The sequence below is a fragment of the Pseudomonas sp. AC242 genome (genome assembly GCF_979258655.1).
The window spans coordinates 6,340,042-6,366,283 of the sequence record NZ_OZ409873.1 but is presented as its reverse complement, the minus strand read 5'-3'; the positions used below and the strand labels follow the sequence as shown (position 1 = coordinate 6,366,283).

The following is a 26,242-nucleotide window of genomic DNA, read 5'->3' as shown; positions in this document are numbered from 1 at the left end:
CCGACGTATGGCCGTTACGCGGTCTTCAGGCAATCCACTTCTTGTCCCCGGTAAAGCTGATGGTCAACCATCGCGCCGCATCCGGCTTGCCCAGTTTCGCCGAAATCTCCTCGCGCAACGCATCCAGCTGTCCGACATTGCTCAACGCATAATCCGCCGGCAACACCACATGAATCTCGATAAACCGTGCCCGTCCGTGCTTCTGCACGTACGACACGTAATCATCGAAACCATGCTCGGTTTTCGCCGCCTCCATCACCTGCCGGACCTGATCATCCAGTGTATCCGGCGCAATCCCCAGCACATCGCGTAAGGCCGGGCCAAGGATCTTGAACGCTGGCGGCAACATGGTCAGCGCCAGCACGATCAGGATCAACGGGTCGACATACACTGCCCACTCGCCATAGCCCTGGGACTTGAGCAGCAACGCCGCGAGGAAACTGATCAACAGGCCCACGGACAGCATCGCGTCCACTAGCCAGCTGATGTTGTCGAACTGGATCAGGCTGGATTTGAGCTTGCGATTACGCCGACGCACGTAGAAGAAATAAGCGAACTCGACAACGGTAAACACCGCCGCATAAATGATCACCAGCCCCAGTTCGATCTCGCGGCCACCGTTGATGATGCCAAACACGCCGTTGAGAAACGCGTAGATCGCGATCAACATCAGGAAGCTGCCTTCGATCAGCAGCACCATCGGCTCCAGGTGCCAGAAACCGAACTGGAAACGGTGATTGCTTTCCTTGGCGATCAACTTGGCCGTGATCAACATCAGGACTTTGATGAACGTTGCGATCAGCGAGAAAAAACCATCGAACAGGATGGATTGCGAACCAGAAACAAAACCGGTGACGATCCCGGCAATCGCCACAGCCAACATCAGAATGGTCGATTGTTTGAGCAGTGCCTGCTCACCTCGGTTACTCACTTTGACTCCTCGAAAAACCTTGAAAACCGCGGGGTGCGGTTGGGTTGTTGCGAGGGGAGTTTACCTTATCGCCATTTTTTGCCTGTTCTGGCCTCATCGCTGGCAAGCCAGCTCCCACAAGTATCGAGCCGTTCACAAGATTTGTGTACGCCAATAAACCTGTGGGAGCTGGCTTGCCAGCGATTGGCCTTAACGCGGTGTCAGGCCTTATTGCGCTCAATGGCAAACCCGGCCCAGGTCTGGCTCACCGGCATCAATTCCAGGCTGTTGATGTTGATGTGCGCCGGCGCATTCATCACCCAGAAAATCGTTTCGGCGATGTCCTGCGGCTGGATCGGCTCGGCACCGGCGTAAGTCGCGTTGTAACGCTCCTGATCGCCAGCAAAACGCACCAGCGAGAACTCGCTCTCACACAGTCCTGGCTCGATGTTGCTGACCCGCACACCGGTGCCCTGCAAGTCGCAACGCAGGTTCAGCGAGAACTGTTTAACGAACGCTTTGGTCGCGCCATACACGTGGCTGCCCGGGTACGGATAGTTGCCCGCGATGGAGCCAAGGTTGACGATGCCGGCGCCACGGCCATGGGCAATCAGGCGCGGCAGCAGCAGGCGGGTTGCGTACATCAGGCCTTTGACGTTGGTGTCGACCATGGTGTCCCAATCGTCCAGATCGCACTTCGGCGCCGGGTCCACGCCCAGTGCCAGACCTGCGTTGTTGATCAGGCCACGCAGCTTGGCGAACGATGGCGGCAAGTTGGCAATCGCCTCCTCCATCGCCTTGCGATCGCGCACATCGAGCACCAGGCCATGCACTTCGGTCTGCTTCGACAGCTCGGCGCACAGCGCATTGAGGCGTTCTTCACGACGACCGGTCAGCACCAGTTTCCAGCCAGCCTCGGCAAAACGGCGGGCACAGGCTTCACCAAATCCGGACGTCGCGCCGGTGATAAACAGGGTGTTGGACATCGTGTTCTCCTTGCTTCGACCGCCGGGGCAGCCCTTGGAATAGAAAATCAGCAGGCAGCATGCCCGCCCGCGCATTCACGGGCAACACCCACAAGCTGTACAAAAAACAACCAATCGCACCAACGCTATAGCAACCGTGGCCTGTAGCCATGTGCACGCATGTTATCCACAGTCCCTTCCACAGTTTCCGGGGGCAAGTGCAAACGCGCAAAGCCGCGCCACACAAGGCTTTGCGGGCGAAATAGAAAGTTTTTTGCTTGACCCTGAAGTGGCGGATGTGCGGGACATGGCATTTTGCACGAGCGGACAGTCAACACAGTGATTGCGCGAGGCCAGTAATTACGGCCCTCAGCGCAGTCTTTCCAGAGTTTAATCACAGACTTATCCACAGGCTTGTTGACATGCAATGGCCGCTGAGGCGGCACCCAAAAAAAGGTTGACAACGACGTCTCCCGCTCTCGTAAAAATGCCTGATCAAAAAACAACCACATCCTTGCAGGCCACGGCGCACAAGGCGCGCAGCCAGATACACCCACGTTATTCACAGCCAGCTCCACAGTAACCGGGGACAAGTCAAAACTGTGGAAAAACAGCCATTTGCAGCGTCTATATGTCGCGCTTTGGCAGCTTGGGGAATTTGTTTTCCACAATTCCACGCAAGACTTGAAATCACTGATCAATTCCCTGTAGGAGCTGCCGAAGGCTGCGATCTTTTGATCTTTAAAGACAACATCAAAAGATCGCAGCCTTCGGCAGCTCCTACACAGGCGTGCGGTATGTTTGCGGAATGAAAAAGCCCCGGGACTTGCGTCGCCGGGGCTGTGCATAACGCTGGAAGAATCAGTGCCCGCCCAGATAGGCGTTACGCACCTCCTCATTCACTAGCAACTCTTTACCCGTGCCGGTCAGGCGAATCTCGCCGTTGACCATCACATACGCGCGGTCAGACAGTTTCAGCGCATGGTTGGCGTTCTGCTCGACCAGAAAAATGGTCATGCCGGTTTTCGCCAGTTCACGCAGGGTCGCAAAGATCTGCTTCACCACAATCGGCGCCAACCCGAGGCTAGGTTCATCGAGCAGCAACAGCTTCGGTCGACTCATCAGTGCCCGAGCAATGGCGAGCATTTGCTGTTCACCGCCAGACATGGTCATCGCCCGTTGGTTACGTCGCTCTTCCAGCCGTGGAAACAGCGTAAACATGCGCTGCATGTCCTCTTTGGCGTACTTGTCGCCAATCGGGATGGTGCCCATCAGCAGGTTCTCCTCGACGGTCATGTCGGGAAACACCCGCCGCCCTTCCGGCGACTGCGCAATGCCGTTGGAAGCAATGTAGTGCGAGGACTTGTGGGTGATATCGACGCCTTGATAAAGGATCTGCCCGCCCGCGGCCCGTGGCTGGCCGAAGATCGACATCAGCAACGTCGATTTCCCCGCCCCGTTGGAGCCGATCAGGCTGACGGTTTCCCCTTCATTGATCTGCAGCGACACACCTTTGAGGGCCTGGATCGGGCCGTAGAACACGTCGAGGTCTTTGAGTTCGAGGATCGGTTGCGTCATACCAGCTCCTCTTCGTCGGCGCCCAGATAGGCAGCGATCACTTTCGGATCGTTACGGATCACTTCAGGTCCGCCTTCGGCGATGACGATGCCGTGGTCCAGCACCACGATGTGATCGGAAATACTCATAACCATGCCCATGTCGTGTTCGATCAGCACCACGGTCAGATCGTGCTCGTCGCGCAGCAGCCGGATCATCGCGCTCAGCGCTTCGGTTTCCTGAGGGTTGAGTCCGGCGGCCGGTTCGTCCAGGCAGATGATCTGCGGCCGCGTGCACATGGCTCGGGCGATCTCCAGACGGCGTTGCTGACCGTAGGAAAGTTCACCGGCGAGACGGTTGGCACAGTCCACCAGATCGACCACTTCCAGCCAGTAGAACGCGCAGTCCAGCGCGTCACTTTCGGCCTTGCGGTAGCCCTTGGTGTTGAGGATGCCGGCGAGCATGTTGCGGTTGACCCACATGTGCTGGGCCACCAGCAGGTTTTCCAGTACCGACATTTCCTTGAACAGACGAATGTTCTGGAATGTCCGCGCCAGGCCTGCACGGTTTACCAGGTGCGTACCGCCGAACATCTTGTAGTACATGCGGCTGAGGAAGGATTTCGGCGAGACAAAATCCGTCGGTTTGAACGACTCGCCCAGCAACTGAATGACGTTGGTCTGCTGGCCGCGCACATTGAGTTCGATCTTGCCGCCGGTGGCTTTGTAGAACCCGGTCAGGCAGTTGAACACCGTGGTCTTGCCGGCGCCGTTGGGGCCGATCAGGGCGAAGATCGAGTTGCGTTTTACCTTCAGGCTGACATCGCTCAAGGCCTTGATGCCACCGAAATGCATCATCAGTTTTTCAACAGAGAGTACGACTTCACTCATGGCGCAGTCCTCTCATAATGAATGGCACCTTTGCGTGGAGTGACCCCGGTACGGCTGATGCGAATCAGCCCGCGTGGTCGCCAGATCATCATCAACACCATCAGGATGCCGAACAGCAGCACGCGATATTCAGCGAAGCCGCGCAGCAATTCCGGAGCGACGGTGAGTACGAACGCGGCAATCACCACGCCGATGGTCGAGCCCATGCCGCCGAGCACGACGATGGCGAGGATCAGTGCCGATTCGAAGAAGGTGAACGAGGTCGGGTTGACGAAGCCCTGGTAGGTGGCGAAAAACACCCCGGCCAGACCTGCGGTCGATGCACCGATAGTGAACGCCGAGAGCTTGACCAGCACGTGGTTGAGGCCCATCGAGCGGCAGGCGATTTCATCTTCACGCAAGGCTTCCCAGGCGCGACCGACCGGCATTTTCACCAGCCGATGCTTGATGTACAGCACAGCCAACACCACGAGGAACAACACCGCATAGATGAAGTAATACTTCACGTCCGGGTTGTAGGCGATGCCGAAGAACTCGTGAAACGGCACCCCGCCATCCTTCGCCCGTTTGCCGAATTCCAGACCGAAGAACGTCGGCAGTGGCGCTGGCATACCGTTCGGGCCGCCGGTCAGCGACAACCAGTTGTTGAGGACCAGGCGAATGATTTCACCGAAGCCCAAGGTCACGATTGCCAGATAGTCGCCGTGCAGACGCAACACCGGGAAGCCAAGGATGCACCCGGCCAGCCCGGCAGTGATCGCCGCCAGCGGCAACACCGTCCAAAAGCCCAGACCGAGATACTGATAACCGAGCGCCAGACCGTAGGCACCGATGGCGTAGAACGCCACGTAACCCAGATCGAGCAGACCGGCCAGACCGACCACAATGTTCAACCCCAACCCCAGCAGCACGTAGATCAATCCGAGGATCACCACGCCCAGCAGATAGGAGTTGGAAACAAACGGCACGATGATCGCCAGCACAATCAGCAGCGGGATGATCCAGCGCAGGCTCGATTTATGGTCGCTTGGCAGCACATGCACACCGGAACCGGTGCTCTCGAATCCGTCGAGGATTTTCAGGCCCTTGGGTGTTTGCAGGAACAGGCTGAGGGCGAAGCGGCCGATCATGACAATGCCGATAATCCACGCCACGCGGGTCGGCTCAAGATTGAAGCTGTAACCCTCGAGTACGACGCCGACAATCGGCCCGAATACGATCAGGGCAATCAGGCCGGCCAGAATCGCCTCAACCAGGCTTTTTTTGATATCAATGCTTTTTTGAGTGGTTGAAGACATCGCTTACACCTTCGACACAAGAGGACGGCCCAACAGGCCCTGCGGCCGGAAGACCAGAACAAGTACGAGCAGCGAGAAGCTGAACACGTCTTTGTAGTCGGAGTTGACCAGACCGGAGAACAGCGACTCGGAAATGCCGAGGATGATCCCGCCGAGCATGGCCCCGGGCAGCGAACCGATCCCGCCAAGCACCGCCGCGGTGAACGCCTTGATGCCGATGATGAAGCCGGCATAGAAGTCGAAAGTGCCGTAGTTCATGGTGATCAGCACGCCGGCCAGCGCCGCCATGGCTGCACCGATGATGAACACATAGGAAATGACCCGATCGGTATTGATGCCGAGGATCGAAGCCATCTTGCGGTCTTGCTGGGTCGCACGGCACATGCGTCCGAGCTTGGTGTACTTGATGACGTAGGTCAGCAGACCCATGCCGACGAACGCGGCCACCAGAATGAAGACTTTGGTGTAGGTCAGTTGCACGAAGCCAGTACCGACTTCAACACGCCACGCCCCGGTCAGCAGGGTAGGCACACCCTGTTGTTTGGCGCCTTGGGCGATCTGTGCGTAGTTTTGCAGGATCAGGGAGATACCGATGGCGCTGATCAACGGTGCCAGTCGGGTCGAGTTGCGCAGGGGTTTGTAAGCGACTCGCTCGATGACCCAGCCATACACCGCCGTGATTACGATGGTGAAAATCAGGGTGCCGAGCATCAGCAGCGGGAAGGATTCAATACCGAAGTACGCCAGCAGAGCCAGACTGATTGCCGCCAGGTAAGCAGAAATCATGTAAACCTCGCCGTGGGCGAAGTTGATCATGCCGATGATGCCGTAGACCATTGTGTAGCCGATGGCGATCAGGCCATAGACCGACCCGAGGGTCAGGCCGTTGACCAGTTGCTGCAGGAAAATACCATCCATAACGCAATCTCACGCAGTGAGAACCTGCACACCTGTGATGTGCGGTTCTTCTAGGAAAAATACAGATTTACGTCGGAGCAATGTCAGAGCGCGAACAGTTCGATCACCGCAGGACCTTGTGGGAGCTGGCTTGCCAGCGATAGCGGTAGAACATTCAACACAGTTGTCGACTGTCAGGCCGTCATCGCGGGCAAGCCCGCTCCCACAGGGATTTGCGGAGTTCAAACGGTCGCGTCAGCCCTTACTTCTGTTTTTCCAGCTGGTGATATTTGCCGTCCTTGTCCCACTGGTAAACCACGTAGTCGGAGACTTTCAGGTCGCCCTTGGAGTCCCAGGTTTTTTCGCCCATGACGGTTTTCACCGGATTTTTCTTCAGCCAGGCTGCGGCCTCTTCGCCCTTGTTGGACTTGGCACCGTTGAACGCGGCAGCCAGGGTCTGCACCGAAGCGTAGGCGTACAGGGTGTAACCCTCAGGCTCGGTACCGGCCTTGCGGAAAGCGTCTACCACAGTCTTGCTGTCTGGCAGCAGGCGCGGGTCGGCGCCGAAGGTCATCAGCACGCCGTCGACGAATTGCGGGCCACCGGCAGTGGTCACCAGTTCGTCAGTCACGATGCCGTCATCGGACATGAACTTGACGTCTTTCAGGCCTTGTTCACGCAGCTGGCGAACCAGCGGGCCGGCCTCCGGGTGCAGACCGCCGAAGTAGACGACGTCGGCGCCGGCGCCACGGATCTTGGTGACGATGGTGCTGAAGTCTTTTTCACCACGGGTCAGGCCTTCGTACAACACAGGCGTCACGCCACGCTTGACCAGTTGTGCCTTGGTGGCATCCGCCAAGCCTTGGCCGTAGGTGTCTTTGTCGTGCAGCACAACGACTTTCTTGCCCTTGAGCACGTCGACGATGTAGTCGCCGGCCACAATGCCCTGTTGGTCGTCACGCCCGCACATACGGAACATGGCGCTGAGGCCGCGCTCGGTGACTTGCGGGTTGGTCGAACCCGGGGTGATGGCGATGATCCCGGCTTCGTCGTAGATTTCCGACGCTGGAATGGTCGAAGAGGAGCAGAAGTGACCGACCACGCCGGCGACTTTCTGGTTGGTGAGGTCCTTGGCGACCGTCACGGCCTGCTTCGGCTCGCAGGCGTCATCGCCTTTGACCAGAACGATTTTCTCCCCGTTGACGCCACCCGCCGCGTTGACTGCATCAGCCGCTGCCTGTGCACCCTTCATGTACTGCTCGCCAAATGCCGCGTTGGCGCCCGTCATTGGACCCGCTACACCGATTTTCACATCAGCTTGAGCAAACGCAGAAACACCCAACGCAGTAGCCACTGCGAGGGCCAGAAAGCCTTTCTTGTAAAACGTCTGGGACATGAGGTGGTGCTCCAAGGTTTTTTTTAGTTGGCACTGCGACTTCACTTCACTGAATGCTCAGAGCAAGGGCCGTGCCATCGGTTTTTTATTCTTCAAAAAGTCGCTGCTTTCTTGTTATTTCGACTGTTTCGTTCCCATTTTCATTGGGCGTGCAACCGTCTAAACCGCGGAAGGTGAAACCATTTGTTTTTTCAGGCGCAACCCGCACGCGCCATCATTGCAACCGCGGCGCCAAACGACGTGCAACCAGCCTGTAACAGCCCGCGTCACCGAACTGCACACTGCTGGTGCGGGACTGCTACAACCCGCACCATTACAGGCTAGTCGCTGCATCGAAAAGCGCCGCTTCCGGCAACATATTTCAACACTCAAATGACGATGCGCAGGCACTGGCCCGCGTGATACAGCGAGAAACCGGCCTCATACAGGCAACTGCGCAAGCCCACGCCGGCCAAGGGCTGCATCGGTGCGAAGGGAATCGGCAGGGCTTGCGGATTGCCGTTACACAGATAATCAGCGAAAGCCTTGCCGACCACGGTGCCGGTAGTGACGCCACGGCCGTTGTAACCGGTGACGGCCACCAGTCCCGGCGCCGGCTCGAACAAACGCATGAGGTGATCGGGTGTAAACGCAATGCGCCCGGTCCAGGTGCATTCCCACTCGACGGGTTTCAGATTGGGGAAGTAATGCTGCTGCACGCGATCGGCCCAGGCCTTGAGAAACCAGGTCGGCTTCTGATTGCCGTTGCCGAGGCTGCCGAGCAATAACCGGCCTTCTTTGTCGCGACGAATGCTGCTCAGCACTTGCCGCGTATCCCACGAGCCCTGCCCGCCCGGGAGAATTTGCTGCGCGGCGTCTTCGGTCAACGGCACCGACGCGACCTGATAGTAGTAACCGGGGAAGAAGTTGCGCTTGAGCTCGGTCCAGTCGCCTTCGGTGTAGGCGTTGGAGGCGATGACCACTTGCTCGGCCAGCACCGAACCGTGCTCGGTCTGCACCGACCATTTCGTGCCCTGACGCTCAAGGCGAGTGACCGGTGAATGATCGAACAGTTGCCCGCCGAGACCGCTTACCGCATTGGCCAGCCCGGTGACATAAGCCATCGGATTGAGCGTACCGGCGCGGCGATCAAGCAACGCAGCGGCGATTTTTTGCGTGCCCGTGGCTTGCTCGCACGCCTTGCCAGTGAGCAATTCGACTGGCGCGCCACGGCGTTTCCATTGTTGTTCACGACTGCGCAGATCCGCTTCGCCCTTGGCGTTGTGCGCCATGTGCAGGGTGCCTTCGCGGCGTAACTGACAATCGATGTTGTACTTATCCACAAGGCTGAACACCAGCGCTGGCGCCGCCCCGAGCATGCGATTGAGCTGACTGCCGACCGCTTCGCCAAACCCGGCTTCGATCTCGTCCGGTGGAATCCACATGCCAGCGTTGACCAGCCCGACGTTGCGCCCGGAACCACCGTGACCAGCGCGATGGGCCTCCAGCACGCAGACGCTTTTGCCCTTTTCCAACAGATGCAGCGCCGCCGACAACCCGGTAAACCCGGCGCCGATCACGCAGACATCGACCTTCACTTCGCCCCGCAGCCCGGTGTTATCCGGCCTTTGCGGTGTGAGTTTTTCCCACAGACATTCTTCGCGTAACGGCATTGCCAGACTCCAACAGAAACCTAACAAACACTGCAAAATGATCGTTCCCACGCTCTGCGTGGGAATGCAGTCAGGGACGCTCTGCGTCCCAAAAGCGAACGCGGAGCGTCCGCTGAGGCATTCCCACGCAGAGCGAGGGAACGATCGATCTCAACCTATCAGTCGAATGTGATGCCCTGCGCCAGCGGCAGCTCCAGCGAGTAGTTCACGGTGTTGGTCTGGCGGCGCATGTACGCGCGCCACGCATCGGAGCCGGACTCACGACCGCCACCGGTTTCCTTCTCGCCACCAAAAGCGCCGCCGATTTCGGCACCGCTCGGGCCGATGTTGACGTTGGCGATACCGCAATCACTGCCCACCGCCGACATGAACTGCTCGGCTTCACGCACGTCCGTGGTGAAAATGCACGACGACAAACCTTGCGGTACAGCGTTATTCAGACGCAGCGCTTCCTGGAAATCGCTGTAGCCGACCACGTACAGAATCGGTGCGAAGGTTTCGCTACACACCACATCGCTCTGCTCCGGCATTTCAACAATCGCTGGCGAAACGTAATAAGCATTGGGGAACTGGTCTTCCAGTTGACGCTTGCCGCCAAATACCCGCCCCCCCTCGCTCAACGCCTGCTCCAGCGCGTCCTGCATGTTTTCGAAGCTGTGCTTGTCGATCAGCGGGCCGACCAGATTGCCTTCCAGCGGGTTGCCGATGCGCACTTTCGAGTAAGCGGCCTTGAGACGAGTTACGATTTCTTCTTTGACCGACTCATGAGCGATCAGACGGCGCAAGGTGGTGCAGCGCTGGCCGGCCGTGCCGACCGCACTGAACAGAATTGCGCGCACGGCCATGTCGAGATCCGCGCTCGGGCCGAGGATCATCGCGTTGTTACCGCCCAATTCCAGAATGCTGCGAGCGAAACGAGCGGCGACTTTCGGCGCCACTTCGCGGCCCATGCGTGTGCTGCCAGTGGCGCTGATCAACGCAACACGCGGGTCATCGACCAAGGCTTCGCCAGCGTCGCGGCCACCAATAATCACCTGGCAAAGATTCGCTGGGGCGTCGGTGAAATTCTTCACTACACGATCAAACAGCGCTTGGCAGGCCAACGCGGTCAGCGGGGTTTTCTCCGACGGTTTCCACACCACCGGGTTACCGCAGACCAGCGCCAGCGTGGTGTTCCACGCCCACACCGCCACCGGGAAGTTGAACGCGCTGATCACCCCGACCACGCCCAGTGGGTGCCAGGTTTCACGCATGTGGTGGCCCGGACGCTCGGAGGCGATGGTCAAACCGTACAACTGGCGGGACAGGCCGACGGCGAAATCGCAGATGTCGATCATCTCCTGCACTTCACCGAGACCTTCCTGGGTGATCTTGCCGGCCTCCCAGGAAACCAGCTCACCGAGATCAGCCTTGTATTCGCGCAGCACTTCACCAAACTGACGCACCAGCTCGCCGCGACGCGGGGCCGGCACCTTGCGCCATTGCTCGAACGCATGATCTGCGCGACTGATGTGCTGCTCGACTTCGGCCGGGCCTTCCCAGTTGACGGCGGCAATGCGGCTGCCGTCGATCGGTGAATGCACCGGCACTTTGCCGTTCTGATAAAGGGCCGGGTTCACACCAAGACGATCAAGCAATGCGGCAACCATGGGTCACTCCTCAAGCAAAAAACTGAATGTGTGCGGACGCTTTTTCGCGACCGGGCAGGCCTTTAGTTGTAGCGTCACAATGGCAAGGCAACAAACGACCTTTACGCGAGATATCATTCCGTTTATTCATGCTGGGCATAGAAAGACAAGAAAAGGATCAGCCATGCTGAACAAACGCCACCTGCCATCGATCACCGCATTGCAGTGTTTCGAGGCCGTGACCCGTCACCTGAGTTTCACCCGCGCCGCCGAGGAGCTGAACCTGACCCAGAGCGCAGTGAGCAAACAGGTCGCGCAGCTTGAAGAGCTGCTGCAGCACTTGTTGTTCCGCCGGGTGCGTCGGCGCTTGCAGATGACCCCGGCCGGGGATTTGTACTTGGTCGAAGTACGAAAAATCCTCACGCAAGTGGAAATGTCGACGCATTACCTGCGTTCCTACGGCGGCGAAACTGAAGTCCTGCGCGTGTCGACGCCATCGACCTTCGGCGCGCGCTGGCTGGTGCCGCGCCTGAAAGGCTGGCGGCTACGTCATCCTTCCATTCACCTGGATTTGTGCAACGAGCAAGAAGCGGATGACCTGCTGCAAGGGCGCAGTGATCTGGCGTTCTATTTTGGTCAGGGCTCACGGCCCGGCACTGAATGCCTGAAGTTGTTCGGCGAAGAACTGGTGCCGGTGTGCGCGCCGGGCAGCCTGCCGGACACGCCGTTCACTGATCCGACGCAACTTACCGATCTGGTCCTCCTGCAAAATGCCTCGCGCCCGCAAGCCTGGCACGACTGGTTCGACAGTCAGGGTTACCAGACCGAACACAGCTACCACGGGCCGCGTTTCGAAACCTTTTATATGTGCATCCGCGCCGCGCAGGTCGGTTGCGGTGTGGCGTTGTTGCCACGGTTTCTGGTGGAAGAGGAATTGGCCGACGGCAAACTGGTCATTCCCTGGCAGCATGCAATGCCCAGTTCCGACGCCTATTACCTGGCGTATCCAGAGCATGCGGCGGAAGTGCCAAAGGTACGGGATTTTGTGAAATGGATGCTGGAGCAGATCGATAGCCCGAATGACTGACCCGATTGAAAAATGTGAGAGCGAGCCTGCTCGCGAAGAGGCCGGCACATGCAATACCTATTTCGACTGAATTGACGCCTTCGCGAGCAGGCTCGCTCCCACCAGGGTTCTGCGGTGATCTAAAAAATTGCTGGCAATCTTCGTCCCTGATATGCGCCACTAGCGCCATTGTTTGAGACCGCGCACAGGCGCGGCGCACCTGGAGACCCCGTTATGAGCGAGAGCGTGTTTGCCGATCGCATCGTGCAGAACCTGCTCGACACCGACTTCTACAAACTGACGATGATGCAGGCGGTGCTGCACAACTACCCCAACGTCGAAGTCGAATGGGAGTTTCGTTGCCGTAATAGCGAAGATCTGCGCCCGTATCTGGCCGAGATCCGTTTTCAGATCGAGCGTCTGGCCGAACTGAGCCTGAGCGCCGATCAACTGAGTTTTCTTGAGCGGATCAGCTTCCTCAAACCGGATTTCCTGCGTTTTCTCGGATTGTTCCGCTTCAACCTGCGCTATCTGCACACCGGTATCGAGAACGGCGAACTGTTCATCCGTCTGCGCGGGCCGTGGCTGCATGTGATTCTCTACGAAGTGCCGTTGCTGGCGATCGTCAGCGAAGTGCGCAATCGCTATCGCTACCGCGAAACAGTGCTTGAACAAGCGCGCGAACAGCTCTATCGCAAGTTCGACTGGCTGACCGCCAACGCCTCGGCCGACGAGTTATCGCAGTTGCAGGTCGCCGACTTCGGCACCCGCCGGCGCTTTTCGTTCGGCGTGCAGGCAGAAGTGGTGAACGTGCTCAAGCACGACTTCCCCGGCCGTTTTGTCGGCACCAGTAACGTGCATCTGTCACGAGAACTGGACATGAAACCGCTGGGCACCATGGCCCACGAATGGATCATGGCGCACCAGCAACTCGGTCCACGGCTGATCGATAGCCAGATCGCCGCGCTCGATTGCTGGGTCCGCGAATACCGTGGCCTGCTGGGGATCGCGCTCACCGATTGCATCACCACCGATGCATTTCTCGGCGACTTCGACCTGTTCTTCGCCAAGCTGTTTGACGGCCTGCGCCATGACTCCGGCGATCCTGTGGTGTGGGGCGAAAAATGCATTGCGCACTATCACAAGCTCGGCATCGACCCGATGAGCAAGACCCTGGTGTTCTCCGACAGCCTGACCCTGCCCAAGTCGCTGGAGATCTTCCGCGCCCTGCACGGCCGGATCAATGTCAGCTTCGGCATCGGCACCAACCTCACCTGTGACATTCCGGGTGTCGAACCGATGAGCATCGTGCTTAAAATGACCGCCTGCAACGGCCAACCGGTGGCGAAGATCTCCGACGAGCCAGGCAAGTCCCACTGCAAAGACCCGAATTTCGTCGCTTATTTGCGACACGTTTTCCAGGTTCCTGCCGATTCCAGTCTATCTAGCAAGGAGTGAATTCATGCAAGCCGTACAGCGTGAGATTGCTGAACAGCTCAAGGTGCAACCGCCGTTCGCCGACTACCAGGCCCTGCAGGCCGAAGTCGCCCGGCGCATTACCTTTATTCAGGATTGTCTGGTCAATTCCGGGCTCAAGACACTGGTGCTGGGCATCAGCGGCGGCGTCGACTCGCTGACCGCCGGCCTGTTGGCCCAGCGGGCGATGCGTGAGCTGCGCGACCAGACCGGCGACAACAGCTACAAATTCATCGCCGTGCGCCTGCCGTACGAAACCCAGTTCGACGAGCACGACGCCCAAGCCTCGGTGGATTTCATCGCCCCGGACGAACGTCACACGGTCAACATCGGCCCAGCGGTGAAATCGCTGGCCAGTGAAGTGGCGGCGTTTGAAGGCAAGCACGCGGTGTCGGTGGACTTCGTATTGGGCAACACCAAGGCGCGCATGCGCATGGTCGCGCAGTACACCATCGCCGGCGCGGCGCACGGGTTGGTAATCGGCACCGATCACGCGGCAGAAGCGGTGATGGGTTTCTTCACCAAGTTTGGTGACGGCGCCTGCGATCTGGCACCGCTCAGCGGTCTGGTGAAGAATCAGGTTCGCGCGATTGCCCGCAGCTTTGGCGCGCCGGAGTCGCTGGTCGAGAAAGTGCCAACGGCGGATCTGGAAGATCTGTCGCCAGGCAAACCGGATGAAGCATCGCACGGCGTGACCTATGCCGAGATCGATGCGTTCCTGCACGGTGAGCCGGTGCGTCAGGAAGCGTTCGACATCATCGTCGCGACCTACAACAAGACTCATCACAAACGCGTGATGCCGTTTGCGCCTTAAGCGCTGATGGAATGAAAAAGCCCGCTGAGGAGTGATCCTCAGCGGGCTTTTCTTTGGCCATTGCTTTCATTGATGCGAATGGCCCCTTCGCGAGCAGGCTCGCTCCCACATTGATGGCGCAAACCTGTGGGAGCGAGCCTGCTCGCGAAGAACGATGACGCGGTTGACCGGCTTACTTGACAGTAATGGTGCCTTTCATCATCGAGATGTGGCCTGGGAACGAGCAGAAGAAGCCGTATTTATCAGTGCCGGCCAGCTTCGACACGTCGAAGGTTACCGAGTCAGTTTCCTTGGCACCGATGATTTTGGTGTGCGCGATCACGCGAGCATCGCCATCTTTCAGGTAGTTTTTGTCGATGCCAGCAGCCAGGCCATCAGTGGCGATTGGCTGCATGTCCGCTTCTTTGCTGATTACCAGGTTATGGCCCATGACGTTCTTCGGCAGGCTGCCGGAGTGAGTCAGTTCAACGGTGAAAGTCTTGCAGCTCTTGTCGATCACGATTTCCTTGGTGTTGAAGGACATCTGATCGGTGGAGTCAACGGTGGTTTTGCACTCGGCAGCCATCAATTGGCTGCTGGCCAGCGCCAGCAGGGATACCGCAACAACTTTGGAAAACATGGTGAATCTCCAAGGCAGGGTTAACAAAAACACGAATGGTGGAAAGACTGCCTGAAATCTTCGCAAGTTCCTATGACTTGAGTCAAAAATTGTATACAACTTTCAGGCTATGACACTCATCGAGACAATCTAACGGCCAGAATTCCGGGCCCGGCCTATGATCGGCGCATTTACTGAGACGGAGTGCCTGTCATGTTCTTTAACGGTCTGTTGTGCAGTTTGCTCGCCGCCTACGCCTGTGGCGCCAGCGGTACCTTTGAATCACCGGAACGCGAAGTTTAGCCCTTGGATCGAGGCGTGCCAGCCATTACCCTGTGACGGATTGACCCAGGAGGAAGGCATGTCTCTGAAATCCGTTTGTGTATTTTGCGGTGCCAACGCCGGCACTGTTCCGGCTTACACCGAAGCCGCCATCGCCCTTGGCCGGGCCTTGGCTGAACGCAAGTTGACCCTGGTCTACGGCGGTGGTGCTGTGGGTCTGATGGGCATTGTTGCCGATGCGGCGCTGGCCGCTGGCGGCGAAGTGATCGGCATCATCCCGCAGAGCCTGATGGACAAGGAAATCGGCCACAAAAGCCTGACACGCCTGGAAGTGGTCAACGGCATGCATGCGCGCAAGGCGCGCATGGCTGAACTCAGCGATGCGTTTATCGCCCTGCCCGGCGGCCTCGGCACACTGGAAGAGCTGTTCGAAGTCTGGACCTGGGGCCAGCTCGGCTACCACGGCAAACCGCTGGGCTTGCTGGAAGTGAACGGCTTTTACAGCAAACTCACCGCATTTCTTGACCATATCGTCGGCGAAGGCTTCGTTCGCGCGCCACACCGTGACATGCTGCAAGTGAGCGAATCGCCGCAAACACTGCTCGATGCCCTGGATAACTGGAAGCCGACCATCACGCCCAAGTGGGTCGACCAAAAACCCGGCTAACCACGAGGCACCGATACAGGGCAGAATATGCGCCGCTCAACCTCACCTTCGACCCAAGAGGATCGCCCATGGCCAAACCCAATTACTCCTTCGCCAAACGTCAACGAGACCTGGCAAAGGAACAGAAGAAAGAGGAAAAGCTTCAGCGCAAGAAACAAACCGCTGAAGAAGCAGCACTGAACCCTGACGGTGAAGTGGCGACGCAAGATGATGTTGATGCAACCGATGCGACTGAAACACCGAAAGATCAGGCGCCCGACGCCTGAACCCCACCGGGTTTGATGATCGAATCAGGCCCTGCGGATTTGTGACGGGGCTGGCAGTTTCACTGCTGGCCCTCACAGCCCTCCCCCTTCCCAAACACACCCAAATTCCCATGTGGGAGCGAGCCTGCTCGCGATAGCGGTGTGTCAGTTGAAATATTTGCTGCTGACACACCGCTATCGCGAGCAGGCTCACTCCTACAGTTTGATCGGCGTTAATCCAGAGGCATTACGGTGACGCGCACTTCCGGGTCGTGATTGCCGCCACCGAGGATCACCCCACGCAACGGCGACACATCAGAGAAATCCCGCCCCCACGCCAATGTGATGTGCTCCAGCGCCGGTTGCACATTGTTGGTTGGATCAAAATCCACCCAGCCCAGCACCGGACAAAATACCGACACCCACGCATGCGATGCGTCGGCGCCGATCAAGCGTGGCTGCCCCGGCGGCGGCTGCGTCAGCAAATAACCACTGATGTAGCGCGCCGCCAGCCCTCGCGAGCGCACGCACGCCAACATCAAGTGCGCGAAGTCCTGACACACCCCGCGTCGCCGCTCCAGCACTTCCACCAGCGGGGTCGCCACTTGGGTTGCTTCGGCATCGAAGGTGAACTCGCTGAAGATCTTCTGCATCAAGTCCTGCACGCCCAACAGCAACGGTAGGCCCGGCGGGAAACAACTCTGAGAGAACTCGACGAAACTGCGCTTCAAATGTACGTACGGTGACTGGAAGCGGTAGCGACAGGCTTCGAGCAACTCAGCGGACAACGGCTGGCTGCTGTAGGTCAGCGCATCGCGGGTCAGCTCCCAGGCGGGCGACTGATTGAAATCCAGCACAGGCCGCGCCAGCACTTCCACCGTGAGTTGTGCATTGACCTGCAATTCGTCATGCGGGCGTTCGAAGGCCAGTCGGGTCAACGGATTACCAAACACATCCAGCTCATCGCGCCGCGCTGTCGGGTCCGGACTGATCAGCAATTGCTGTTCGGTACAACGCTGCCAATCGCATTTCCGCGGCCACAAGTGCGCCAGTTGCTGCGCCAGGGAAACCGGGCTGTCGTAGTGATAACAGGTGTCGTGGAAAATCTGGTATCGAGCATTCATCAGACGGACACCGTGCGTTGGCTAACGTCATCGACATGAGCGAAATGACGCAGAGCCAAGCGATCCGAGACCTGCCCACTGGCCTCGGCAATCTCTTGCAGCAGATCCGCCAGACCGCTCAAAGCCGCTCGTACGCTGGACTCACCGAACAATGGATTCTCCAGACAACCCAGATCGAACCGTGCCAGACGCTCGACCAGTCGCGGCAACCCCGCTTCCCGTGGCGCGCCAAAATCATCGTTCAAACGTTTCAACGTGCGCGTGACCAGTTTCAACTGGAACAACACCGCGTGCGGGTTCTGCTCGTCCAGCAGCAATAGGTCGAGCACCGGAATCAATTGCGCCACGGCCAGATAACGTGAGCGATAGGTGATGCTGCTGTTGCCCAACTCCAGCAACCACTCCAGGCCCGCCTGATCGAAAGCACCGGCGCCACGCAGAAACGCCGCGAGGCTACTGCTGAGAAACTGCAGTCGCTCGATACGCCGGCCAATCATCAGAAAGCGCCAGCCTTCGTCGCGGGTCATGTCGTCGAGGGCAAACCCGGACAACGCCGCCAGCGACATCACCAGCCGGTTGAGGAAATCCAGCAGTTCGCCGAAGTCAGGCTCGTCGGTGTCCAGTTCCATCGCTTCGCGCTGCAACTCCACCAGCGCCTGCCAGTTCTCCCGCGAAAGCTTGCCGCGCACCTGTGACGCCGCCCACTGCAAGCGTTGCAGGTTGGAACGCAGGCTGAACGACCAGTCTTCACCGAGCAATGCAGCGAGCAAGCGCTCGGGCAGCTCTCCTTCATCCGGCAACAATGTCAACCGCTCACCGAGATCGACCGCCGCCTGCAACGCTTGCGGGTCATCACCATCGACATACCGCGCAAGCATGATGCGCAGCAGCCGCGCACTGTCGTCGCAGCGCTCGCAGTAACGGCCGAACCAGAACAGGTTCTCCACCACTCGCGAGGGTAGATATGGATCGCGCCGCACCAGATCGTGCACCCCTACATTACGCTGGCTCTTCCATTGCTCGCCGCTGGGTGGACGATCGCCAAGTACCCAAGTGTCCTTGCTCGCCCCGCCGCGCTGCATCGATACCACTTCGGCATCAGCCTCGGCGGCCACCCGGGTCAGACCACCGGGGAGCACACGATAACCATCACCACCGGCCACGGCGTACATGCGCATGCCGATCGCCCGCGGTTGCAGTTGACCGTTTTCGGCCTGCCAGATCGGCGCCTGGGACAGTTGAGCCAATTCTTGCGCCACATAAGCATAAGGGCGCGCCTGCATGCGCTCGGCAAGCGTGTGACGCTGTTTTTCACTCAGATCACGGCCAAATACAGGCGTGAAGCTTTGCGAGGGAAACGCCGGTTTGATCAACAGCTCAGGTAGTTTTTCCAAGGCCTGCGCCAGCACCGGTGGCTCGCCGCACCACCACGTCGCAATCGAGGGCAGGATCAGATCTTCGCCAAACAGGTATTGATTGATCTTCGGTAAAAAACCCAGCAAACCCGGCGATTCCAGAACGCCGCTGCCCAACGCGTTGGCAACCAGGACTCGCCCCTGACGCACGGCTTCGAGCAGACCGGGCACGCCGAGCGCCGAATCCGTACGCAGCTCCAGCGGATCGCAGAAATCATCATCGAGCCGGCGCATGATCGCGTGCACCCGACGCAGTCCGCTGAGGGTTTTCAGGTAGACAGTGGCATCGCGCACCGTCAGGTCACCGCCCTCGACCAGGGGGTAACCGAGCTGACGAGCCAGATACAAGTGTTCGAAATAGCTTTCGTTGAAGCGCCCAGGCGTGAGCAGCACCACCAGCGGCGCCTCATCGTCACTCGGTGCCTGCCGTGCAAGGGTTTCCTGCAATGTGCGGAAAAACCCGGCCAGATGCTGCACCTTCAGATCCCGGTACAACTCAGGAAAGGCGCGGGACACGATGGTGCGGTTTTCCAAAGCATAACCGGCGCCCGACGGTGCTTGTGTGCGATCCGCCGTGACCCACCAGCGCCCATCCGGCGTGCGCGCCAGATCCACGGCATACAGATGCAGGTACGCGTCTTCCGGCGGTGCAATGCCCTGACAAGGCCATAGGAAATTGTTGTGTCCAAACACCAGTTCAGCCGGCAACAGGCCTTCGCTGATCAATCGTTGCGGCCCGTACAAATCAGCCAACACCGCATTGAGCAGGCGTGCACGTTGAGCGATGCCCGCCGACAAATGCTGCCATTCATCTGCGGCAATCACGTGGGGCAACAGATCCAGCTCCCACGGCCGATCCGCGCCTTTGGGATCGGCATAGACGTTATAGGTGACACCGTTTTCCTGAATCTGCCGCGCCAGCAAAGACTGTCGCTGCATCAGTTGCGCCGGGGTGCTGCGCTGCAACTGATCGAACAGCCGCCGCCAGTGCGGGCGCACCGCGCCACTGCCGTCGAGCAGTTCGTGATAAGTGCCCGCCGTCAGCGGGTAGCGGTCTAGCAGGTCAGGCATGGAAAGCTCGGCAGACAGCAAAGAACGGTCAGACTAACGCAGGCACATGACATGCGGATATACGAAAAATCCGCATGTCGCGTGCGATCTAGAAACGTCGCAAATCGATTGTCATCGGTAGCTCGTCACTGATTTCCACGTTGGGTATAGGAAGTTTCCCCGGCGTGTGTCCGACGCGGAAGAATCGCGCCATGCGCCGGCTCTCCGCTTCGTTGGCATTGACCGGCAACGTCTCGTAATTACGCCCGCCCGGATGGGCAACGTGGTACTGGCAACCGCCCAGCGAACGGCCCATCCAGGTGTCGAGCAAATCGAACACCAGCGGTGCGTGCACGGGAATCGTCGGTTGCAGACAGTTGGCCGGTTGCCACGCACGGTAACGCACACCCGCGACGAACTCGCCCACGCGCCCGGTCGGGTGCAACGGCACCGCGATGCCATTACAGGTCAGCAAATAACGCTGCGGCGGCAGCCCTTTGAGCTTGACCTGCAGACGCTCCAGAGATGAGTCGACGTAACGCACCGTGCCGCCTGCCGCGCCCTCCTCGCCCAGCACATGCCAAGGCTCCAGCGCCTGACGCAGCTCCAGTTCGATGCCGTTGACGGCATAATCGCCGACCTTGGGAAAACGAAACTCCAGATGCGCGGCAAACCATTCCGCGCGCAGCGGATAACCGGCGTTGTTCAGCTCCACGATGACGTCGGCGAAGTCCTGCTCGATAAAGTGCGGCAGCAAGAAACGATCGTGCAGCTCGGTGCCCCAACGCGCCAGTTTCGGCGGCGCATAAGGCTCGCGCCAGAAACGTGCGACCAGCGCCCGCAGCAACAGCTGCTGGGCCAGGCTCATGCGCGCATGGGGCGGCATTTCAAAGGCGCGCAGTTCCAACAAGCCAAGACGTCCGGTGGCGCCATCCGGCGAATACAGTTTGTCGATACAGAACTCGGCACGGTGCGTGTTGCCGGTGACGTCGATCAGCAGGTTGCGCAGCAGACGATCCACCAGCCACGGCGCGCACTCCTCACCCGGCTCGGGCATCTGCGCGAAAGCGATTTCCAGTTCGTACAGTGCATCATTGCGCGCCTCGTCGACACGCGGCGCCTGCGACGTCGGGCCGATGAACAATCCGGAAAACAGATACGACAGCGACGGATGGTTTTGCCAGTAGCTGATCAGGCTGCGCAGCAGATCCGGGCGACGCAGAAACGGTGAATCCGCCGGCGTCGCACCACCGAGCACAAAATGGTTACCGCCGCCGGTGCCAGTGTGGCGACCATCGATCATGAATTTCTCGGTGGTCAGTCGGGTTTGCCGTGCCTCTTCATAGAGAAACTCAGTGCGTTCGACCAATTCGTCCCAGGTCGCCGACGGCTGCACATTGACCTCGATCACACCGGGATCCGGGGTGATGCGGAAGTTGCTCAGGCGCGGATCGCTTGGCGGCTCGTAGCCTTCCAGCAACACCGGGCAATGCAGTTCTTCAGCCGTCGCTTCGATGGCGGCCACCAGTTCCAGGTAATCCTCGACCCGTTCCAGCGGCGGCATGAACAGGTACAAACGTCCCTCGCGCGCTTCGGCGCAGAACGCGGTGCGGGTCAGCCAGTCGGCGGACTCGTCGATTTTCGGCGCGCGTTCGTCAGGCGCCGCCGCTTCTCCCGGACTGTTGAGCTGCGCGGTGTCTGGCAACGCGGCGAAGTCCTGATTCGGATCCTGTGGATGAATAAACGGATACTCGGCCGCCTTCACCCACGGCTGCGAACCCAGTGGCAAGCGATAACCCAGCGGCGAATCGCCCGGCACCAAACGGCAATGTTCGTCGCGCAGATACCAGCGCCCGCTCTGCCATTGGTCGCCCTTGGCAGTGCGCGCCAGCGGCAGCACCTGGCCGATCACCTTGTTCAGGCCCTGACTGAAGACCTTGCGCAGTCGCGCGCGCTCCAGCGGCTCCTCTAGACGCGAGTCTTCGGCGCTGACATTGCTCGGTAATGTGCCTTCGCGCCAGAGGTAATAGAAATTGTCCTCGTAGGCCGGGAAGACAAAGCGTGTAGGCAATTTCAGGCGTTCGGCAACGCTGGCGAGAAAGCGCCCAGCCAATTCGCTATTGGCGCCGTAATCCTGCTGTTCGTCGGCGATCAGCGCGGCGTTGCGCCAGATCGGCACGCCGTCGCGGCGCCAATAGCAATTGAGCGACCAGCGCGGCAGTTGCTCGCCCGGGTACCACTTGCCCTGACCGAAATGCACCAGACCATTCGGCGCGTAGTGTTTGCGCATGCGCTGGAACAGTTCGGCGGAGAGCTGACGCTTGGCCGGCCCCAGCGCAGCGGTGTTCCACTCGGCGCCATCCGGGTCATCGATGGAAACGAAGGTCGGCTCGCCGCCCATGGTCAGGCGCACGTCATCCGCCAGCAGGTCAGCATCGATCTGCCGGCCCAGCGCCTGAATTGCCAGCCACTGCTCATCGGTGTAGGGCTTGGTGACGCGCGGCGCCTCCCAGATCCGTTCCACCGACATCTCATGGCTGAACACACATTCGCACGGCTCGACCAAGCCACTGATCGGTGCCGCCGAGGACGGATCGGGACTGCAGGCCAACGGGATATGCCCTTCACCAGCAAACAGCCCGGACGTGGCATCCAGGCCGATCCAGCCGGCACCCGGCAAATACACCTCGCACCAGGCGTGCAGATCGGTGAAGTCGACGTCCGTACCGGACGGGCCGTCGAGGCTCTTCACATCGGCGGTCAGTTGAATCAGGTAGCCGGAGACAAAACGTGCCGCCAACCCGAGGTTGCGCAACAACTGCACCAGCAACCACGCCGAATCCCGGCAAGAGCCAGAGGCATGTTCGAGAGTGTGTTCCGGGGTTTGCACGCCCGGTTCCATGCGAATCAGATAGCCGATGTCTTCGCTCAGGCGCTGGTTGAGCGCCACCAGAAAATCCACCGCCGGCAACGGCGTGCGGTCGATTCCGTCCAGATAGGCCTTGAATTTCGGCGTTAGCGGTAAGGTTTCGAGGTACGGCGCCAGCTCCTTGCGCTCATCGGCGGCGTAGGCGAAGGGGATTTTCTCGGCGTAGGGTTCGAGGAAGAAGTCGAACGGATTGAACACGGCCATTTCGGCGAGCAGATCGACTTCAATACGCAACTCATTGGTCTTCTCGGGGAACACCAATCGGGCGAGGTAGTTGCCCTGCGGATCCTGCTGCCAGTTGATGAAATGCTGCTCGGGCGAAACTTTCAGCGCATACGACAGAATCCGCGTGCGGCTGTGGGCGGCCGGGCGCAGGCGAACGATCTGCGGGCCGAGTTCGACAGCGCGGTCGTAGCGGTAATGCGTGACGTGATGCAATGCGACATGAATCGACACGGCGTGCCTCCTGCGAGCCTAAGCGTATTCGAAAGCGCGCAAGACTTATGCCATGCAGAGGCTTGGGCGCTTTCCCGGAATGCTTAGGGCAGTACAGCACCAAAATCGGGCGATGCGGGGAAATGGTTTGGGCTGATTGCACGTAAATGTTGCGAAGAGCCCCTCACCCTAGCCCTCCCGAAACGTCGGACCGCCCATAGGGAGAGGGAACTGACCGACGTGGTTGTTGGAGATACGCCGACGTGAAAGTCCTGAGTCGAACTTCGATTTTGAAAAGCACAGCGATCGGCTCCCTTCCCCTCGCCCCCCATGGGGGAGAGGGCTGGGGTGAGGGGGATGGATCTCCCGGACAACGCAATATCCAGCCCCAGAAATGCAGAACGCCAACCCGAAGGTTGGCGTTCTGTTCAGCTCAAGCGATGTTTAGCGCGGTACGACCGGCTTGCGGGTCGGTTTCGGCCCCTTGCCTTTCGCGGCGTCTTTACGCTCTTTCGCAGCCTGCTGGTTGCGGGCAAACGCCGCCGCCTTGGCCTGTTCCCGCTTGTCCCAAGGATTACCGCCATCACTGGCACGCGGCGGCAGGCCGGTGTGCTGAGTGAGGATCTTGGTGGTCTTCTCTTTGCCTTCCTTCGCCACTTTATGGCTGCCGGCCGGCGTCGAGTTCTTGCGACGGGCGCTCTGGTAGCTGTCAGTCGCCGGCTGATGAGTCGGGATCAACTGATCCTTGCCCGAACCGATCAAGTCACCACGGCCCATGCGGATCAGCGCTTCACGCAGCATCGGCCAGCCTTTCGGGTCGTGATAACGCAAGAACGCCTTGTGCAGACGACGCTGCTCTTCGCTCTTGACGATGGTCACGCCGTCGCTCTTGTAAGTGACCTTGCGCAGCGGGTTCTTGCCCGAGTGGTACATCGCGGTGGCGGTGGCCATCGGCGACGGGTAGAACGCTTGCACCTGGTCAGCGCGGAAGCCATTGCCCTTGAGCCACAGGGCCAGGTTCATCATGTCTTCGTCGGTGGTGCCCGGGTGGGCGGCGATGAAGTACGGAATCAGGTACTGCTCTTTGCCCGCTTCCTTGGTGTACTTCTCGAACATGCGCTTGAACTTGTCATAGCTGCCAATGCCCGGTTTCATCATCTGGTTGAGCGGACCTTCCTCGGTGTGTTCCGGGGCGATCTTCAGGTAACCACCAACGTGGTGGGTCACCAGCTCTTTGACGTACTCCGGCGACTCGACCGCGAGGTCGTAGCGCAGGCCGGAAGCGATCAGAATCTTCTTCACACCCGGCAATGCACGGGCGCTGCGGTACAGCTGAATCAGCGAAGAGTGGTCGGTGTTGAGGTTCGGGCAAATGCCCGGGAACACGCAGGACGGCTTGCGGCACGCGGATTCGATTTCCGGCGTTTTGCAGGCGATGCGGTACATGTTCGCGGTCGGGCCGCCGAGGTCGGAAATGACGCCGGTGAAGCCTGGAACCTTGTCGCGGATCTCTTCGATTTCGCGAATGATCGACTCTTCGGAACGGTTCTGGATGATCCGGCCTTCGTGCTCGGTGATCGAGCAGAAGGTGCAGCCACCGAAGCAGCCACGCATGATGTTCACCGAGAAACGGATCATGTCGTAGGCCGGGATCTTCTCCTTGCCATACGCCGGGTGCGGAACACGGGCGTAAGGCATGCCGAACACGTAGTCCATTTCTTCAGTGGTCATCGGAATCGGCGGCGGGTTGAACCAGACGTCGACTTCGCCGTGCTTCTGCACCAGTGCGCGGGCGTTGCCCGGGTTGGTTTCGAGGTGCAGCACGCGGTTGGCGTGGGCATACAGAACGGCGTCGCCGCGGACCTTTTCAACTGACGGTAGACGAATCACGGTCTTGTCACGGGTCATGCGCGGGCTGGCCAGAATCTGTACGACCTTGGCTTCCTGCGGATCTTCAACCGGACCTTTTTCCTGCTCGATGGCGCAGGCCTGGGTGTCCTGGGTATTCACGTACGGGTTGATGATCTTGTCGACCTTACCCGGACGGTCGATACGCGTCGAGTCGACTTCGTACCAGTCTTTCGGCGTATCGCGACGAATGAACGCGGTGCCGCGCACGTCGGTGATGTCTTCGATCTTGTGCCCGTAGGACAGACGCTGAGCGACTTCGACAATTGCGCGTTCGGCGTTGCCGTACAGCAGAATGTCGGCGCTGGCGTCGATCAGGATCGAGTTACGCACGCGATCCTGCCAGTAGTCGTAGTGGGCGATGCGGCGCAGCGAGGCTTCGATGCCGCCGAGGACGATCGGCACATGCTTGTAGGCTTCCTTGCAGCGCTGGCTATAAACCAGGCTCGCGCGGTCCGGACGCTTGCCGGCCATGCCGCCAGGCGTGTAAGCGTCGTCGGAACGGATTTTCTTGTCCGCGGTGTAGCGGTTGATCATCGAGTCCATGTTGCCCGCCGCAACGCCGAAGAACAGGTTCGGCTCGCCGAGCTTCATGAAGTCGTCTTTGGACTGCCAGTTCGGCTGCGCAATGATCCCGACGCGAAAGCCCTGAGACTCCAGCAGCCGGCCAATGATCGCCATGCCGAACGACGGGTGATCGACGTAGGCATCACCGGTAACAATGATGATGTCGCACGAATCCCAGCCAAGCTGATCCATCTCCTCCCTGCTCATCGGCAGGAATGGCGCTGGCCCGAAACATTCGGCCCAATATTTTGGATAGTCAAATAACGGCTTGGCTGCTTGCATGTCGACGACCGGTGTTGAAGTGAAAATTCGCGGGCGCGGAATATAGCACAAAAAATAACCAATTCCGACGGCAATGGTCGGTTTCTCTTACAACCGGCGTCGAGCCTGCCCGATAACCCGTAACCGGCAAAAAATCATCGTTCAAACTTAACATTCATCAGTCCGGTGCCTGCGCCAACTGATATGGCAAC

At 59.3% G+C, this 26,242-nt stretch carries 19 protein-coding genes; 5 read left to right on the top strand and 14 right to left on the bottom strand.

Going from position 1 to position 26,242, the window contains the following annotated elements; genetic code table 11:
- Positions 1-25 precede the first annotated feature (25 nt).
- The 9 genes from ACZZ0A_RS28605 to amaB all read right to left on the bottom strand — a co-directional run bounded on the left by ACZZ0A_RS28605 (position 26) and on the right by amaB (position 11,214).
- Complete coding sequence (locus tag ACZZ0A_RS28605; RefSeq protein WP_007915907.1) at positions 26-931, bottom strand: cation diffusion facilitator family transporter; 906 nt, start codon at positions 929-931, stop codon at positions 26-28.
- 200 nt (positions 932-1,131) lie between these two features.
- Positions 1,132-1,896: an SDR family oxidoreductase gene (locus tag ACZZ0A_RS28600; protein ID WP_007915905.1), complete on the bottom strand. Its 765-nt coding sequence runs from the start codon at positions 1,894-1,896 to the stop codon at positions 1,132-1,134.
- Positions 1,897-2,736: 840 nt separating this feature from the next.
- Positions 2,737-3,453 (bottom strand): ABC transporter ATP-binding protein, encoded by a 717-nt coding sequence (locus tag ACZZ0A_RS28595; protein WP_007915900.1) that lies wholly within the window; start codon positions 3,451-3,453, stop codon positions 2,737-2,739.
- The gene (locus ACZZ0A_RS28590) at positions 3,450-4,322 is read right to left on the bottom strand and encodes an ABC transporter ATP-binding protein (protein WP_095113517.1); all 873 of its coding nucleotides are present in this window, start codon (positions 4,320-4,322) and stop codon (positions 3,450-3,452) included. Before ACZZ0A_RS28590 ends, ACZZ0A_RS28595 begins: the two co-directional genes overlap by 4 nt.
- The gene (gene livM / locus ACZZ0A_RS28585; protein WP_007915896.1) at positions 4,319-5,620 is read right to left on the bottom strand and encodes a high-affinity branched-chain amino acid ABC transporter permease LivM; all 1,302 of its coding nucleotides are present in this window, start codon (positions 5,618-5,620) and stop codon (positions 4,319-4,321) included. Before livM ends, ACZZ0A_RS28590 begins: the two co-directional genes overlap by 4 nt.
- Before the next feature lie 3 nt (positions 5,621-5,623).
- Complete coding sequence (locus ACZZ0A_RS28580; protein WP_007915894.1) at positions 5,624-6,538, bottom strand: ABC transporter permease subunit; 915 nt, start codon at positions 6,536-6,538, stop codon at positions 5,624-5,626.
- 241 nt (positions 6,539-6,779) lie between these two features.
- Positions 6,780-7,913 (bottom strand): ABC transporter substrate-binding protein, encoded by a 1,134-nt coding sequence (locus ACZZ0A_RS28575; protein WP_007915892.1) that lies wholly within the window; start codon positions 7,911-7,913, stop codon positions 6,780-6,782.
- Between the two features lie 368 nt (positions 7,914-8,281).
- Positions 8,282-9,565 (bottom strand): L-pipecolate oxidase, encoded by a 1,284-nt coding sequence (gene amaA, locus ACZZ0A_RS28570; RefSeq protein WP_463544035.1) that lies wholly within the window; start codon positions 9,563-9,565, stop codon positions 8,282-8,284.
- 158 nt (positions 9,566-9,723) lie between these two features.
- Positions 9,724-11,214 carry an L-piperidine-6-carboxylate dehydrogenase gene (gene amaB, locus ACZZ0A_RS28565; RefSeq protein WP_007915887.1) on the bottom strand — a complete coding sequence of 497 codons (1,491 nt, stop codon included), beginning with the start codon at positions 11,212-11,214 and terminating at the stop codon, positions 9,724-9,726.
- A gap of 163 nt (positions 11,215-11,377) precedes the next feature.
- Here amaB and ACZZ0A_RS28560 point away from each other — a divergent pair, with 163 nt between their 5' ends.
- The 3 genes from ACZZ0A_RS28560 (at position 11,378) to nadE (ending at position 14,549) form a co-directional block, all read left to right on the top strand.
- Positions 11,378-12,280, top strand: coding sequence for a LysR family transcriptional regulator (locus tag ACZZ0A_RS28560; RefSeq protein ID WP_007915885.1), 903 nt, complete (start codon positions 11,378-11,380; stop codon positions 12,278-12,280).
- Positions 12,281-12,493: 213 nt separating this feature from the next.
- Positions 12,494-13,717, top strand: coding sequence for a nicotinate phosphoribosyltransferase (gene pncB, locus ACZZ0A_RS28555; protein WP_095113512.1), 1,224 nt, complete (start codon positions 12,494-12,496; stop codon positions 13,715-13,717).
- Between the two features lie 4 nt (positions 13,718-13,721).
- Entirely contained in the window at positions 13,722-14,549 is an 828-nt protein-coding gene (gene nadE / locus ACZZ0A_RS28550; protein WP_007915880.1) for an ammonia-dependent NAD(+) synthetase, read from the top strand.
- A 172-nt stretch (positions 14,550-14,721) separates the two neighbouring features.
- Here nadE and azu read toward each other — a convergent pair whose 3' ends face one another.
- Positions 14,722-15,168 carry an azurin gene (azu, locus tag ACZZ0A_RS28545; protein ID WP_007915878.1) on the bottom strand — a complete coding sequence of 149 codons (447 nt, stop codon included), beginning with the start codon at positions 15,166-15,168 and terminating at the stop codon, positions 14,722-14,724.
- 340 nt (positions 15,169-15,508) lie between these two features.
- Between azu and ACZZ0A_RS28540 the strand changes: the two genes are divergently transcribed.
- A complete protein-coding gene (locus ACZZ0A_RS28540) occupies positions 15,509-16,096 on the top strand; it encodes an LOG family protein (protein WP_123376907.1) in 588 nt (195 codons plus the stop codon).
- Between the two features lie 68 nt (positions 16,097-16,164).
- The gene (locus ACZZ0A_RS28535; RefSeq protein WP_095113509.1) at positions 16,165-16,362 is read left to right on the top strand and encodes a hypothetical protein; all 198 of its coding nucleotides are present in this window, start codon (positions 16,165-16,167) and stop codon (positions 16,360-16,362) included.
- A gap of 212 nt (positions 16,363-16,574) precedes the next feature.
- Here the strand turns inward: ACZZ0A_RS28535 and ACZZ0A_RS28530 are convergent, their stop codons facing one another.
- The 4 genes from ACZZ0A_RS28530 to ACZZ0A_RS28515 all read right to left on the bottom strand — a co-directional run bounded on the left by ACZZ0A_RS28530 (position 16,575) and on the right by ACZZ0A_RS28515 (position 26,051).
- A complete protein-coding gene (locus tag ACZZ0A_RS28530; RefSeq protein WP_463544034.1) occupies positions 16,575-17,465 on the bottom strand; it encodes a transglutaminase family protein in 891 nt (296 codons plus the stop codon).
- A complete protein-coding gene (locus ACZZ0A_RS28525; RefSeq protein ID WP_463544033.1) occupies positions 17,465-19,951 on the bottom strand; it encodes a circularly permuted type 2 ATP-grasp protein in 2,487 nt (828 codons plus the stop codon). The genes ACZZ0A_RS28530 and ACZZ0A_RS28525 overlap by 1 nt, the downstream gene beginning before the upstream one ends.
- Positions 19,952-20,039: 88 nt before the next feature.
- The gene (locus ACZZ0A_RS28520; RefSeq protein WP_463544032.1) at positions 20,040-23,315 is read right to left on the bottom strand and encodes a transglutaminase family protein; all 3,276 of its coding nucleotides are present in this window, start codon (positions 23,313-23,315) and stop codon (positions 20,040-20,042) included.
- Between the two features lie 423 nt (positions 23,316-23,738).
- Positions 23,739-26,051 carry a YgiQ family radical SAM protein gene (locus ACZZ0A_RS28515; protein WP_007915855.1) on the bottom strand — a complete coding sequence of 771 codons (2,313 nt, stop codon included), beginning with the start codon at positions 26,049-26,051 and terminating at the stop codon, positions 23,739-23,741.
- Positions 26,052-26,242 lie beyond the last annotated feature (191 nt).

What these genes read in the sequence shown, in the direction of transcription:
- azu (WP_007915878.1), bottom strand. Translation starts at nt 15,168, where the DNA reads ATGTTTTCCAAAGTTGTTGCGGTATCCCTGCTGGCGCTGGCCAGCAGC.
- ACZZ0A_RS28580 (WP_007915894.1), bottom strand. Translation starts at nt 6,538, where the DNA reads ATGGATGGTATTTTCCTGCAGCAACTGGTCAACGGCCTGACCCTCGGG.
- livM (WP_007915896.1), bottom strand. Translation starts at nt 5,620, where the DNA reads ATGTCTTCAACCACTCAAAAAAGCATTGATATCAAAAAAAGCCTGGTT.
- ACZZ0A_RS28590 (WP_095113517.1), bottom strand. Translation starts at nt 4,322, where the DNA reads ATGAGTGAAGTCGTACTCTCTGTTGAAAAACTGATGATGCATTTCGGT.
- ACZZ0A_RS28540 (WP_123376907.1), top strand. Translation starts at nt 15,509, where the DNA reads ATGTCTCTGAAATCCGTTTGTGTATTTTGCGGTGCCAACGCCGGCACT.
- ACZZ0A_RS28600 (WP_007915905.1), bottom strand. Translation starts at nt 1,896, where the DNA reads ATGTCCAACACCCTGTTTATCACCGGCGCGACGTCCGGATTTGGTGAA.
- ACZZ0A_RS28535 (WP_095113509.1), top strand. Translation starts at nt 16,165, where the DNA reads ATGGCCAAACCCAATTACTCCTTCGCCAAACGTCAACGAGACCTGGCA.
- ACZZ0A_RS28530 (WP_463544034.1), bottom strand. Translation starts at nt 17,465, where the DNA reads ATGAATGCTCGATACCAGATTTTCCACGACACCTGTTATCACTACGAC.
- pncB (WP_095113512.1), top strand. Translation starts at nt 12,494, where the DNA reads ATGAGCGAGAGCGTGTTTGCCGATCGCATCGTGCAGAACCTGCTCGAC.
- ACZZ0A_RS28525 (WP_463544033.1), bottom strand. Translation starts at nt 19,951, where the DNA reads ATGCCTGACCTGCTAGACCGCTACCCGCTGACGGCGGGCACTTATCAC.
- ACZZ0A_RS28560 (WP_007915885.1), top strand. Translation starts at nt 11,378, where the DNA reads ATGCTGAACAAACGCCACCTGCCATCGATCACCGCATTGCAGTGTTTC.
- ACZZ0A_RS28515 (WP_007915855.1), bottom strand. Translation starts at nt 26,051, where the DNA reads ATGCAAGCAGCCAAGCCGTTATTTGACTATCCAAAATATTGGGCCGAA.
- nadE (WP_007915880.1), top strand. Translation starts at nt 13,722, where the DNA reads ATGCAAGCCGTACAGCGTGAGATTGCTGAACAGCTCAAGGTGCAACCG.
- amaA (WP_463544035.1), bottom strand. Translation starts at nt 9,565, where the DNA reads ATGCCGTTACGCGAAGAATGTCTGTGGGAAAAACTCACACCGCAAAGG.
- ACZZ0A_RS28575 (WP_007915892.1), bottom strand. Translation starts at nt 7,913, where the DNA reads ATGTCCCAGACGTTTTACAAGAAAGGCTTTCTGGCCCTCGCAGTGGCT.
- amaB (WP_007915887.1), bottom strand. Translation starts at nt 11,214, where the DNA reads ATGGTTGCCGCATTGCTTGATCGTCTTGGTGTGAACCCGGCCCTTTAT.
- ACZZ0A_RS28595 (WP_007915900.1), bottom strand. Translation starts at nt 3,453, where the DNA reads ATGACGCAACCGATCCTCGAACTCAAAGACCTCGACGTGTTCTACGGC.